The organism is Catenulispora sp. GP43 (genome assembly GCF_041260665.1).
Lineage (GTDB): Bacteria > Actinomycetota > Actinomycetes > Streptomycetales > Catenulisporaceae > Catenulispora.
Map to the genome: position 1 here is coordinate 116,987 of NZ_JBGCCT010000028.1, position 11,743 is coordinate 128,729.

Consider the following 11,743-nt stretch of genomic DNA (forward strand, 5'->3'; position numbering starts at 1 on the left):
ACACCGCTCGCGCCGCGCACTGCGCATCCCGCGCTGTAGGAGGAGACCTGCCCGTGAAACCCAGTCCGACCGCACGGCGGGCCCTCGCGGTCGCCACCGCCGGCCTTCTCCTGACCACTGGGTGCGGCGGGAGTTCGCACGCGTCGCAGAAGCCTTCGGCCCCGGGGGGACTCGGGACCTCGGGAAGCACCTCCGCCAACGCCCCCGCGGCGGCCGCCACCGAAGCCGTCCCCGCGGACCTGCAGCAGTTCTACGACCAGAAGCCGAACTGGACGTCCTGCACGTCGGAGAGCAGCGGTCCCGGCTGGACGTGCGCGAAGATCACGGTGCCGCTGGACTACTCGGACCCGGCCAAGGGCACGACGTACATCATGGCGACCCGCAAGGCCGCCACCGGCCCCGCCGACCAGAGGGTGGGCGCCCTGCTGCTGAACCCCGGCGGCCCGGGCGGCGCCGGCATCGCCTACGCGCAGGACCCGAGCGTCGTCACCAAGAACGTCGCGGCGCACTACGACCTCGTCGGCTTCGACCCCCGCGGCGTCGGCCAGTCGGACCCGATCCGCTGCCTGTCGGACGACACCGCGGCCATGGACGAGTTCGTCTCGGCGGACCCGATGCCCCGCACCGACGCCCAGGTGGCGGAGGTCGTGAAGGAGTCCCAGGCGATCGGCAAGGCGTGCGAGCAGAAGTCGGCCCGCCTCCTGCCCTACGTCGGCACCCCCAACGCGGCCCGCGACATGGACGTCATCCGCGCCGTGGTCGGCGACACCAAACTCCACTACCTCGGCAAGTCCTACGGCACCTACCTGGGCGCGGTCTACGCGGGCCTGTTCCCCCACAACACCGGACGCCTGGTCCTGGACGGCGCCATCGACCCGACCCTGACCGCCAAGCAGATGAACATCGCCCAGGCCCAGGGCTTCGAGAAACTGATCCGCGAATTCGCCGCCGACTGCGTCACCCAGTCCGGCTGCCCCCTCGGCACAGACGGCACCACCGCCGTCGACAAGCTGATGACCTACCTCCAGTCCCTCCAGGACCACCCCGTCCCCACCCACGACGCCAACCGCACGGTGAACTACGCCCTGGGCCTCACAGCGGTCCTGCAGGTGATGTACGTCCCGCAGTACTGGGGCGACCTCCGCGACGCCCTCAGCGCCGCCATGAACGGCGACGGCACCCGCCTCCTCCAGTGGGCGGACCTCTACAACGACCGCACCGACAGCACCTACGACAATCAGACAGACGCCAACATCGCCATCAACTGCCTCGACCGCCCCGACCCCGACGCCGAGAACGCCCAGCAGATCGAGAACAAAGAGGTCCCGGACTACAAGTCCCAAGCCCCCCTCCTCGGCGAAATGCTCGCCTGGGCCGACCTGTCCTGCGCCACCTGGCCCGTGAAACCCCAATCCGCCCCGGCCCCCATCACAGCCGCCGGCAGCGCCCCCATCCTCGTCGTCGGCACCAAGGACGACCCCGCCACCCCCTACCCCTGGGCCCAGGGCCTGGCCAAACAACTCCAGAACGGCCACCTCCTCACCTTCAACGGAAGCGGCCACACGGCGTACACCCGAGGCTCCCAGTGCATCGACAACGCAGTCGACGCCTACCTGCTCCAAGGCACAGTCCCCCCGGCAGGGATCACTTGTGACGTCAGCCCCTAGCGTCGGGTACACTCGTGCCCCGGCCCGCGGTGCATGCTGATGGGTCGGGCCTCCTTAGCTCAGTCGGCCAGAGCGACGCACTCGTAATGCGTAGGTCGTCGGTTCGATTCCGACAGGAGGCTCTGTCAAAAGGCCAGGCCAGACATTGTCTGACCTGGCCTTTTAGCTTGTCGGATACTCATGGCCTGACACTCACCTCCTGATGCTCCACCCCACCGCTGTCATGATTTCTGTCATGACGGGGGTACCCAGAGCTATGTTGACGACATGGCCAAGGGCGGGATCGACAAGCTGAAGACCGGCTGGCGAGCGCGTGTCTACGCCGGCATCAACCCGATCACGAAGAAGCAGGACTACCTCGTGGGCCCGACCCGGGCGACCGAGGAGGAGGCAGTAGAGGACGCTGCCCGCCTGCTGAAGGAAGCGAAGTCCAGGCGGTCGCCCGACCGGTCGGCAACTGTCTCCCACCTGCTCGACAAGTGGATGGAGATCGCGGACCACGAGCTGAGCACCGTCGTCACGAACCGCGGCTACATCGAGCAGAAGCTGAAGCCGGTCATAGGTGAATACACCGTCCGGCAGTTTCAGGACCGTGTGGACATCCTCGATGAGCTGTACAAGCACCTGCGGGTCTGCTCAAAGCTCTGCCAGGGCAAGCCGCTGATTGACCACCGGACCAGCCGGCCTCACGACTGCCAGCCGAGGAACAAGAACGGCACACCGAAGGCGAACATGCGGGATTGCCTGCCGCACGTGTGTAAGCCGATGCCGTCCACCACGGTCATCCGTATCAACGCGATCCTTCAGGCCGCCTACGGCTACGCCATCTCGTGGGGGTGGGCCGACAGGAACCCCGCCGCCCTCGTGCACAAGCCGAAGGTCACCAAGAAGAAGGCTCCGCCGCACACGCCGCAAGAGGTGGCGGCGCTCATCAACGCGGCGTTCGCATACGACGAGGACTTCGGGATTCAGCTCTGGATGTCGGCTATCACCGGCGGCCGGCGCGGCGAGATCATCTCGCTGCGGTGGCGGGACGTTGACCTGGGCGACGGCCTGATCTGCCTGGACGAGAACTACGTCGTCCGCGACGGAAAGAAGGAGTTCAAGGGCACCAAGACCGATGAGGATCGGTGGATGGCGCTGGACAGCTTCAGCGTGACCATGCTGTCGGCGCTTAGGGCGCGCCGTGTGGCCGCACTAGTCCTGGTCGGGCTGAAGCTTGACAACGACGCGCACGTCTTCTCTCCTGAGCCCGACGGCTCAGCCCCGTGGAACCCGGATACCTACACCCACCGCTACGAGCGGCTTGCCGCGAAGGTGGGCGTCACGAAGCCGCTGAAGAACCTCCGGCACTTCAACGCCACTGAGTTGCTGAGGGGCGGCGTGGACGTTGCCACCGTCGCCGACCGGCTTGGGCATGCCGACGGCGGCGTCACCACGCTGCGGTTCTATGCCAGCGGCACCCGGACCGCCGACCAGCGTGCGGCCGAGCAACTGTCGCGGAACCTACAGCTGCACGGCGTCGGCGAGGACAGAGGCGTGGAGCAGCAGGCACCGCCCCCCACGCCCAAGGCCGACCGCCGACACAAGCGCCGAGTGCTCATGACCGGCAAGGCGGCATCACGCCCCCGGTGAGCAGGACGGCGCCGGCCGACTACGCCAAGAGCTGCACGCCATCGTGCGTTCGGATCTGGGGCTGCCCGTCGTAGGAGAGCGCGTCGAGCAGCCGGACAGCCATCGTCGGCGCCATGAGCGTCTCGATCTCGGATGGAAGGATCCAACGAACCTCGGTGGTCTCCTCGGACAGCGTCTCGGCCCCGCCGACCTGGCGACAGCGGAAGAAGAGCGCAACGACTCCGACCTTCATGTTCTTGTACACGCCGGTCAGGGCGACCGGCTCAGCCTCGATGCCGGTTTCCTCGCGGATCTCGCGAGCCAGGCCGGCCTCGACTGTCTCATCGAGTTCGAGCACCCCGCCGGGCGCTTCCCAGGCTCCGTTGTCGTGCCGTCGAATCGCCAGGACCCGCCCGTCCTCGCGGACGACGGCGCCGGCGACGCTGACCGAATGCTTGTCTCCCATGGCAGGTTCTCCTTCAGCTCAGAATCGGCAGAGTGCGGCGGTGGCGTCGTCGTGGACCTTGCCGCGGTACTGGCCGGCGGGGGTGGCGCGCTCTTCAGCGCGAACGTCTTTAACCAGCTGGTTAGGTCCGTGGCTGTCCAGGCGCTTCAGGAGGTCGGCCCAGCTTCGGCCGTACCGCTCGACCAGCCGAGTGATGCCGTCCGTCACGACTGCCGCGCGGTACGCCGCTGACACCGGCACCAACCCGGTCACCGCGTAGTCGGCGGCGTCGGGTCGGTTGCTGGCGATCCAGAAGCCCCATTCGGTGTTCCGGGCCTGGCTGACCGCCTCGACCCCGTAGGCAGGCAGGTAAGAGGTTCGGTCGTCGTGGCCGACGACGAGTTCCCCGTCGCGTTGCTCCACGATGACGGCCGAGTCACCGAGCACTGCGTACTCAACGTCCTCAGCACCCCGGCGCAGGATCGCGACGGTCGTCGAAGGGCTGTCGCGGTTCGTAAGGTCGCACGTGTCGGCATGGCTAGCCATCGTCGCCTCGATCCCCGACCGCAGCACCTCGACCAGGGGCGCGGCCTGTTCCGTACTCAGGGTCCGCGCGAGGTGTGTCCCCAGTTGCGCGACCAGCCACGGCACATCGTGGATGCAGCCAGAGTCCACCCCGGCCGGGGCAGTCGCGCCGTCTAGAACGACGATGTATCGCTCGGTGGCGATCACGAAGTCATCGTTCGGACGGCCGCCGGGCGCAGCCTGACAGGTGTAGGTGACTTCCACAGTTGATCTCGCTTTCGGCCGGCTACTCAGGCGCGTCGAATTCGTAGGTGAAGGTGAACCGGTCCCCCGCCATGACGCTCTCGAACACCTCGACAGGCCCATCCTCGGTGAGAGCGGTCCGGCGCAGTCGTACGACCGGCACCCCGGCGGGCAGTCGAAGGTTCCGAACCTCTTCGGGGGAGGGCATGCGCGCCAGCAGTTCCTCGCGGAAGCGGATGATCTGATGGCCGGCCTCCTCCAACCGCGCGTAGCTTCCGCCGGGGCCGGTCTTCAGTTCCTTGATCGCCGTCCCCTCGACCACTTCGAGCCGGTAGTAGGAATCCGCGAGTTGGTTGGGCTGGTCGCCGACCCATTCACGCCGGCTACGGACGAAGACGGGCGCGCCTTCCGCGATCCCGTACAACTCAGCCACCCAGGCCGGCGCGGGCACCTCGCCGAGGTGGAGGACCTCCTGCCTCCACGACAAGCCCGCCGCCTCAGCCTCCGCCTGCTGAGCGGCGCGGCCGGCGGCCCGCTTGCTGCGGGAGAAGCGGTCCATGCCCACACGCGTTATAAGCGGGGCCTGGCGGACGAAGACACCGCTGCCCTTGCGGCCCTCAACCAGGCCTTCAGCCTTCAGAAGGCCGATCGCCTGCTTCACGGTCTGGGAGGCCGTCCCGTACTTCTCGACCAGCTCACGCTCGGACGGAAGCTTCTCCTTGGGCCCGATGTGTCCGCTGACGATCTCTTCGCGCAGTGCATCGGCGATCTGCCGTGACGACGATCGCGGGTCAGTCGGATCGATACTCATGGGCCCATCCTAGCTACCTCGCTAGCTAAGTCCTTGCGGTGCGTGCAGTTTCCGCGCTAACGTGCAACCAGTGCACCTAGCTAGCTAAGTGGCTAGGAAGGCATTCGGTGCGTTGCGCGTCGAAGCCGCACCCACAACAGCAAAGCCCCGGTCAGAGGTTCGCAGTGCGCCAACACTGCGCTGACCGGGGCGACACCGGACTCTCAGGAGGAGTTTCGATGCTCGACCAGCGTAGCGAGGCAGCGGTCATTCAGATCGTGCGTTCCGCCCTCTCGCAGATCCCCACCGCCCCCGCGAAGGAGGCGCCGAAGGGCCTCATGAGCGTGAACGAGGTCGCGAAGGCCTTCGGCGTCTCCCGCGAGACGGTCCGCCGCCTGTGCGTCACGGGCCGTATGCCCGCGCTCGACTGCGGCTCCGGCGACCAGGCCAACTTCCGCATCCCGCGCGCGTTCGTCGAGCGCGCCATGGGCGAGGTGGAGAACGGCCGCAGCGTCACCATGAGCGACCTGACCACCGAGTGGCAGGCCGGTCTGGCGGTGGCGTCGTGAAGGACGTGATGAAGGCGATCCTCGCCGAGATCCGCGAGGGCATGGAAGACGAGTTCTGCGACCGCACGTACCTGCTGGAGTCGGTCGAGGAGCAGTTGGCCGGCCTGCTGGAGTACATGGGCGGCGCCGGCGTCGAGGCGGTGGCCGAATGATCGTCCTGGCCATCGTGGTCGGCACCGTCGGCCTGGTCGTCTATGAGGTGCGCGCGGACCGCCGGGTGCGGCGCTCCACCGCCGGCGCGACGCCGGTCGTGGTAGTGCGTGGGCTGCGTCCCCGCTGGTGGCGTCTGCTGCTGGCCAAGGCGATCGGATTCGTCGTCTCGGTCGCGTTCTTCGTCGGTGTGGGGCTGGTGGCCGTTCACGTGCTGCGCGGCGCATCCACCACCTCGAACCCCGAGCACTCCTGGCCGATGCCGGGAGCCACCTCCACCCCGGACCTGACCCCGATGCACGGCGCGTCCTCGACTTCCACGACGTCCGGAAAGGGGCGCTGACGATGCCCGACACCTTCGCGATTCAGCACGTGCTGAACGGCTTGCAGGCGGACATCGCCCGCCGCAACACCCTGATCCGTGACCACGTTGCCGCTGCGGCGCGGCTGGAGGCGGACAACGCCACCGACGCCCGTCACGCCGAGGTCGCCGCCGCGCTGATCGAGCAGATCAACGCCGACGTTATGGCCGCCGCGTGGGCGCCGACCAACGAGGTCGCCGCCGCCGCGCTGGTGGCCGACAACGTCCTGATCGGCGGCATCCCGCGCCAGGGCAAGACCGCCTCGCCGCGACTGCTGGCAACGCTCGCCGCCGCCTACGCCTGCCCGGACTGCGGCCACCTCCCCGGCTGCGGCTGCGACTGCTGTCCGTACCCGATGCCGGCCGTCGCCGAGCTGCAGAACGGCGGTGCGTGATGGGCTTCTCCACGGACACGCCGACCACCGCCTACCACTGGATCATTACGGTCCGGTTCGGCAACGACAGCCTCGCTACCGAAAGCGGCGTCACCGACGTCACCGCCCGCTGGCGCCGCGCCGACATCTACGCCGAAGCGCTGAACGCGGTCAAGAAGCGCACCGGCACGCACGCCGTCCACGTCGTGTTCTTCGACGTGGCGCGGAACGAGCTGTTCGGGGGTGCGCGATGAAGATTCGACTGATGGACACCCCCGACCAGGTCGAGGCCTACGCCGCCGTGCTGCGCAGCGCCTTCGACGTGGTCGAGGAGTCCGGCGAGTACGCGAACCGCGGCACCTCGCGGATGGTCCGCAAGTACATGGACTTGCGGCTGCGCGTCGAGGAGTCGGAGTTCGCCTGGCACACGGTGCGCATCTTCACCGGTCGGCACCCGCTCGATGACGTCGAGTGCGTGCAGTACGAGGTGACTCACTCCGAGCAGTGCCATGCGTTGCCACCGGGCGCTCAGTGCTGGTTCAACCTCGGCTCGCGTTCTGACTGGTGGCCTGGCGAGTTGGGCATTTGGCGTATCCGCCCGGTCGAGCAAGTGATCGGCGGGGACGAGGACGGCCCGGAGCTGGCGGAGTTCTTCCAGATCCAGGCTTTCAACCCCGACGCCGGCACCTGGCGGGACTGGGAGCAGGACCAGGTCATCAGCGGTGACGTCGTGCGCTGCGACGAGCGCGGCGGGAAGCCCTACAACTACCGCCACGAGGCGACCGGGCTTCAGGTGCGTATCGCGCCGGTGGACACCCTCGGATTCGACGGGCTGAACAGCGTGCTCAACGCCGGACAGCACCTCGGCGCGGACGCTCAGCGTCAGTTCCTGGCTGGTCTGCTCGCCGACGCCGGGCTGTGCTTGGGCGACGGGGACCGGGGCGCCGTGAACTGGCTGGCCGGTTGGGAATGGCCCACAGTCGCCGCTATCGCGTCGTGGATCTGCCGAGCCCAAGAGGTCGCCTTGACCGGTGTGAAGGAGGCGAACCGATGACCACGACCGACTTCGCCCCGATCGCCGCTGAGGCGGTGTGGCGTGCGGTGATGCAGGCCGCCGGTTTCCAGTGCCAGTGCATCGGCGGCTGCAAGCCGGAGGGCGCGCACAAGACGAACCCGGGCGGGCGCTGCAAGCGCGAGCACAAGCCCTACCAGCACCTGATCGCCGCTGCGGTGGCGCCGACCGGTGACCCGCACAAGGACATGGCCGCCGAGCAGGTGGCGTACTGCGAGCCCTGCTACGACGGCCAGCTGGCCGCGACCCGGCGCACCGCCCGCGCCGCCGCCGCGAAGCACGAAAACGACGTTCCGCTGTTCGACCTGGGAGGAGAGGCCTGATGGACACCAAGACACTGACGCATTGGGTGGCCGCGAACCCCGCGGTCATCGCCGGCGCCGCCGGTGTGATTCTGCTGGCGCTGCTGGTCCTGGCGGTGCGCGTGGTTAAGCGCGCTCGCGCCGCCGGCCGCGAGCGCGGCATTACGACCCTGATCAACGTGGCCGCGCTGCTGGCCACCTCGGTGCAGGCCTCTGGCATGTGGAAGTTCTTCGGCGCCGTGATGGGCCTGCCGGTCGGGTTCCGCATCGTGCTGTTCGGGTTCATGGAAATCGCGCTGCTGGCGTGCGGGCTGCGTGCCCGCGCCAACGTCGAGGACGGCGCGGACGCTGGCGTGGACGGGGTGCTGGTGTGGGTGCTGGCGCTGGCATCCGGCGTCATGTCCAGCACTGACGCCAGCACGGCCCGGGAGGCGCTGATGCGGCTGCTGGTCGCCGTGGTGGTCGCGCTGCTGTGGACCCGCGACCTGATGGCCGCGAAGAAGGCCGCCCGCAACGCCGGCAACAGCAAGAAGCGCTCCGGCCCGGTGCGCTGGCGCGTCACTCCGGAGCGGGTCGCGGTGTGGCTGCGTCTGGCCGATGCCATCGACACCGACGTCGTCACCGTGGACTCCGCGCGACGGGTCGCGAAGTTCCTGCGCGTGACCGACCGGGAGCGCGACGGCTGGCGCTTCCCGCTCACCGCCAAGGCCCGCGCCTACCGCGGTCGGATGAAGCTGATCGGGGACGCGCTGCGGCACGGCGACCCGAGCGAGGTTCACGCCAAGCTGTCCCGCGCCGCCTTCGCCGACGCCCTGACTCGGCTCGGTATCGCCGAGACGGCCGGCGGGTCTGACTCGCCCGAGTCTGAGTCATCGGCTGAGTCAGCGACGGCTGTCGAGGGTGAGTCACCGGCGCTGAAGGTGATTGCCGGGGCGAGTCAGCCCGGCAACATCCTGACCCCCGGGCACCCGGTGTTCACGCAGGTGGTTGCGAGTCTCCCCCCGGTGACTCAGAACGGGTCCAAGCCCCGTCGCGTGGCCGCCGCATCGGCCCCGGCGCGCCGTCAGGCCGCCGTCACCGCGCGGGTCGGCACCGACAACGCCGCCGCCGCACGCATCTACCGCGACTCGCTGACTCAGGGCGCCCCACTCACCTCGCGTGAGCTGGCGGACGCCGCCGGGGTGAGTCAGTCCACCGCTAGCCGCATCATCCGCGAGGTCCGCAAGGAGGTGGCCTGAGATGGCCGAGATTTACCCGAACAGCGCCGAGCAGGACGCCACCGCCGGCGCGACCGTGCTGGCCTTCCCCAACCGCGGTACCGCCGACGCGCCGGGCTACGGTGACGGGCTGGACGTGCCGGAGTGGCTGAACCAGCCGAAGCAGGACACGCCGCCCGCCACCGAGCAGACCGAGAACCCGGACGCGCAGCCCGCTGCGCCCGCCTGGCAGGCCCTCCGCAACGCACGCGCTGTCTCGCGTCAGGCCGTGGCGGTGCTGCGGTGGCTGCTGGCGCACCGCGCGACCAAGTTCGGCGCCCGTCAGGCCGCGTTCATCCTGGCCGGGGTGCGCATCGGGCTGCGCCGGGCGTGGGAGTCCCGCACCACCACAACCCACCAAGCGCAGATGCGCGCCGCGACGGCGGCCGGTGACCACGAATCGGCGCTGGAGTGGGAGGCCCGCGCGTCGAAGTTCCGCACCGAGCGGCACGCGCGGCGTATGGAGCTGCTGACCATGCCGGTGCGCATCGCTGCCGGCATCGCACACGGCATCATCGCCGCGGTGCTGATCCTGTCCGTGATCGGCGTCGCCCTGTGGGCCAAGACCGACCACGTCGGCGCCGTCACGGCGCCGTTTACCGCGACGTTCAACGTGCTGTGCGCCATCGGCGCCATCGCGAACGCCACGTGGCGCCCGACGCTGGAGGCGCTGCCGGTGCTGGCGACCGTCGCGGCGTGGGTGGCTGGCCGCAACGCCCGTGAGCTGCCCGCCTGGCTGTCCGCCGCTAACGTCGACCAGGACGCGCCGGCGTCGGTTCCGGATGAGGGTGCGATCACTGAGGCGCTGCGGAACCTGAACCTGGCACCGCTGAACAAGGCGTTCAAGGCCGGGTGGAAGCCGCGGTGGGTCTCGCCCACGGTGCGCTCCGGCAACGGCTACCACACCCAGCTTCAGCTTCCGCAGGGTGTCACGGTGGAGATGGTCGGCACCGGCAAGACCAAGACGGTGCTGGCGCACAACCTGCTGCGCACCCCGATCGAGGTCTGGCCCACCGAACCCACCGGCAAGCCCGGCGTGCTGGACCTGTGGGTGGCCGACTCCGGCTCGCTCACCGCGAAAGTTCCGCCGTATCCGCTGATCGAGGACACCGGCGCCACGGTGGACTACTTCGACAAGCGCGGCGTGCCGGTCGCCCTATCGCAGCGCGGCGAGATCGTCCGTGCGCCGCTGATGGCCAAGAACTACATGGTCGGCGGCATCATGGGCACCGGCAAGTCCTCGTTCACGCGGAACCTGCTGTGTGGGGCGATGCAAGACCCGCTGGTAGACATCGGCGTGTACGTCATGGCGTTCAACGCCGACTATGACCTGATGCAGCCGCGGCTGTCGGTGCTGGTCAAGGGCGACGAGGACGAACAGATCCTGGCGGCGCTGAACGAACTGCGGTGGCTGAAGGACCAGGTCACACGACGCGGGAAGCTTCTGGAGCAGTACGGCGAGACCGCCGTGACCCGCAAGCTCGCCATGAAGGACAAGCGGCTGCGTCCGCTGGTGCGGGTCTTCGACGAATGCCACGAGCTGTTCGAGCACCCCAAACACGGCAAGGAAGCTGCGGACCTGGCCATCAAGGTGCTGAAGAAGGCGCGCAAGTGCGCGATGACGTTGGTGTTCGTCACCGTGTCGCCGACAGCGACCAGCATCCCGAAGGATGTCACGCGCAACACGTCCAACCGGGTGGCGTTCGCCGTGGGTGACCACGTCGCCAACGACGGGCTGTTGGGCACGGGCAAGCACAAGGCCGGCATCACCGCCACCACGCTCAACCCCGCAACCGACATCGGCACCGCGCTGACGATCGGGTTCTCGACCAACGCGTTCGAGCTGGTGCGGATGTACTTCATCAGCGCCGACGACGGCAACGACCAGGTCACGCCGCTTGTGGCACGGGCGATGAAGGCACTGGACAAGGCGGGGATGTCGCCGGCCGACGTCGCCGACGCCGAGCCGGACGCCGACCAGGCGCGGGACCTGCTGGACGACGTCGCCGCGGTCATGGGCACTGAGGCGCTGGTGAAGTCCTCCGTGGTCATCTCCCGACTCGCCGACGCGCACCCGACCGAGTACGAGGGCTGGTCGCAACAGCGGCTCGGCGAGGAACTGAAGCCGTTCGGGGTGATCCCGCGCAAGACCAAGGACGGCACCATGCACGTCGATCGCCGACAGGTGGACGCCGCCTTGGCCGACCGTGCCGAGAGTGCCGAGCAGGAGCCCGAAGAGGGCTCGGACGACGGCGAAATCTAGCGGAGAGGCCTAGGGACGCAGGGAGAATCCCTGATCTTGTCCCTAGGCCGCCTCCCTCGCCCTGACCAGCGCACATGTGATCTAGGGAGGACAGGGAGCGACCGGAAACAGG

14 protein-coding genes and 1 tRNA gene are annotated in these 11,743 nt (G+C 68.7%); 12 read left to right on the forward strand and 3 right to left on the reverse strand.

The genetic code is table 11. The features are described from left to right. The first annotated feature begins 53 nt into the window (after nucleotides 1–53). The 3 genes from ABH926_RS40440 (at nucleotide 54) to ABH926_RS40450 (ending at nucleotide 3,302) form a co-directional block, all read left to right on the forward strand. A complete protein-coding gene (locus ABH926_RS40440) occupies nucleotides 54–1,667 on the forward strand; it encodes an alpha/beta hydrolase (protein ID WP_370371501.1) in 1,614 nt (537 codons plus the stop codon). A gap of 48 nt (nucleotides 1,668–1,715) precedes the next feature. After that, a tRNA-Thr gene (locus tag ABH926_RS40445) sits at nucleotides 1,716–1,789 on the forward strand. 145 nt (nucleotides 1,790–1,934) lie between these two features. Continuing rightward, nucleotides 1,935–3,302 carry a tyrosine-type recombinase/integrase gene (locus ABH926_RS40450; protein WP_370371503.1) on the forward strand — a complete coding sequence of 456 codons (1,368 nt, stop codon included), beginning with the start codon at nucleotides 1,935–1,937 and terminating at the stop codon, nucleotides 3,300–3,302. A gap of 19 nt (nucleotides 3,303–3,321) precedes the next feature. Here the strand turns inward: ABH926_RS40450 and ABH926_RS40455 are convergent, their stop codons facing one another. From ABH926_RS40455 to ABH926_RS40465, 3 genes are read right to left on the reverse strand one after another with little or no spacing between them, the layout of a single operon-like run. Continuing rightward, nucleotides 3,322–3,747 carry an NUDIX hydrolase gene (locus ABH926_RS40455; protein ID WP_370371505.1) on the reverse strand — a complete coding sequence of 142 codons (426 nt, stop codon included), beginning with the start codon at nucleotides 3,745–3,747 and terminating at the stop codon, nucleotides 3,322–3,324. 18 nt (nucleotides 3,748–3,765) lie between these two features. Next, nucleotides 3,766–4,515, reverse strand: a complete 750-nt coding sequence (locus tag ABH926_RS40460; RefSeq protein WP_370371506.1) for a protein phosphatase 2C domain-containing protein — start codon at nucleotides 4,513–4,515, stop codon at nucleotides 3,766–3,768. 22 nt (nucleotides 4,516–4,537) lie between these two features. Beyond that, entirely contained in the window at nucleotides 4,538–5,305 is a 768-nt protein-coding gene (locus ABH926_RS40465; protein WP_370371508.1) for a GntR family transcriptional regulator, read from the reverse strand. A gap of 218 nt (nucleotides 5,306–5,523) precedes the next feature. Here ABH926_RS40465 and ABH926_RS40470 point away from each other — a divergent pair, with 218 nt between their 5' ends. From ABH926_RS40470 to ABH926_RS40510, 9 genes are read left to right on the forward strand one after another with little or no spacing between them, the layout of a single operon-like run. Further along, nucleotides 5,524–5,853, forward strand: a complete 330-nt coding sequence (locus ABH926_RS40470) for a helix-turn-helix domain-containing protein (protein ID WP_370371509.1) — start codon at nucleotides 5,524–5,526, stop codon at nucleotides 5,851–5,853. After that, the gene (locus tag ABH926_RS40475; protein ID WP_370371511.1) at nucleotides 5,850–6,005 is read left to right on the forward strand and encodes a hypothetical protein; all 156 of its coding nucleotides are present in this window, start codon (nucleotides 5,850–5,852) and stop codon (nucleotides 6,003–6,005) included. Before ABH926_RS40470 ends, ABH926_RS40475 begins: the two co-directional genes overlap by 4 nt. After that, entirely contained in the window at nucleotides 6,002–6,346 is a 345-nt protein-coding gene (locus ABH926_RS40480; protein WP_370371512.1) for a hypothetical protein, read from the forward strand. The genes ABH926_RS40475 and ABH926_RS40480 overlap by 4 nt, the downstream gene beginning before the upstream one ends. Nucleotides 6,347–6,348: 2 nt before the next feature. Further along, nucleotides 6,349–6,759, forward strand: coding sequence for a hypothetical protein (locus ABH926_RS40485; protein WP_370371514.1), 411 nt, complete (start codon nucleotides 6,349–6,351; stop codon nucleotides 6,757–6,759). Further along, nucleotides 6,759–6,992: a hypothetical protein gene (locus ABH926_RS40490; RefSeq protein WP_370371516.1), complete on the forward strand. Its 234-nt coding sequence runs from the start codon at nucleotides 6,759–6,761 to the stop codon at nucleotides 6,990–6,992. The genes ABH926_RS40485 and ABH926_RS40490 overlap by 1 nt, the downstream gene beginning before the upstream one ends. A gap of 11 nt (nucleotides 6,993–7,003) precedes the next feature. Beyond that, complete coding sequence (locus tag ABH926_RS40495; RefSeq protein ID WP_370371518.1) at nucleotides 7,004–7,792, forward strand: hypothetical protein; 789 nt, start codon at nucleotides 7,004–7,006, stop codon at nucleotides 7,790–7,792. After that, nucleotides 7,789–8,133 carry a hypothetical protein gene (locus tag ABH926_RS40500; RefSeq protein ID WP_370371520.1) on the forward strand — a complete coding sequence of 115 codons (345 nt, stop codon included), beginning with the start codon at nucleotides 7,789–7,791 and terminating at the stop codon, nucleotides 8,131–8,133. Before ABH926_RS40495 ends, ABH926_RS40500 begins: the two co-directional genes overlap by 4 nt. Continuing rightward, nucleotides 8,133–9,350, forward strand: a complete 1,218-nt coding sequence (locus ABH926_RS40505; RefSeq protein ID WP_370371522.1) for a hypothetical protein — start codon at nucleotides 8,133–8,135, stop codon at nucleotides 9,348–9,350. Before ABH926_RS40500 ends, ABH926_RS40505 begins: the two co-directional genes overlap by 1 nt. Nucleotide 9,351: 1 nt before the next feature. Further along, the gene (locus ABH926_RS40510) at nucleotides 9,352–11,631 is read left to right on the forward strand and encodes a cell division protein FtsK (protein WP_370371523.1); all 2,280 of its coding nucleotides are present in this window, start codon (nucleotides 9,352–9,354) and stop codon (nucleotides 11,629–11,631) included. The last annotated feature ends 112 nt before the right edge of the window (nucleotides 11,632–11,743 follow it).

Bases quoted from the DNA above. Each gene is read 5' to 3' on its own strand.
- ABH926_RS40470 (WP_370371509.1), top strand. From the start codon at position 5,524: ATGCTCGACCAGCGTAGCGAGGCAGCGGTCATTCAGATCGTGCGTTCC.
- ABH926_RS40505 (WP_370371522.1), top strand. From the start codon at position 8,133: ATGGACACCAAGACACTGACGCATTGGGTGGCCGCGAACCCCGCGGTC.
- ABH926_RS40490 (WP_370371516.1), top strand. From the start codon at position 6,759: ATGGGCTTCTCCACGGACACGCCGACCACCGCCTACCACTGGATCATT.
- ABH926_RS40495 (WP_370371518.1), top strand. From the start codon at position 7,004: ATGGACACCCCCGACCAGGTCGAGGCCTACGCCGCCGTGCTGCGCAGC.
- ABH926_RS40480 (WP_370371512.1), top strand. From the start codon at position 6,002: ATGATCGTCCTGGCCATCGTGGTCGGCACCGTCGGCCTGGTCGTCTAT.
- ABH926_RS40510 (WP_370371523.1), top strand. From the start codon at position 9,352: ATGGCCGAGATTTACCCGAACAGCGCCGAGCAGGACGCCACCGCCGGC.
- ABH926_RS40455 (WP_370371505.1), bottom strand. From the start codon at position 3,747: ATGGGAGACAAGCATTCGGTCAGCGTCGCCGGCGCCGTCGTCCGCGAG.
- ABH926_RS40450 (WP_370371503.1), top strand. From the start codon at position 1,935: ATGGCCAAGGGCGGGATCGACAAGCTGAAGACCGGCTGGCGAGCGCGT.
- ABH926_RS40485 (WP_370371514.1), top strand. From the start codon at position 6,349: ATGCCCGACACCTTCGCGATTCAGCACGTGCTGAACGGCTTGCAGGCG.
- ABH926_RS40465 (WP_370371508.1), bottom strand. From the start codon at position 5,305: ATGAGTATCGATCCGACTGACCCGCGATCGTCGTCACGGCAGATCGCC.
- ABH926_RS40500 (WP_370371520.1), top strand. From the start codon at position 7,789: ATGACCACGACCGACTTCGCCCCGATCGCCGCTGAGGCGGTGTGGCGT.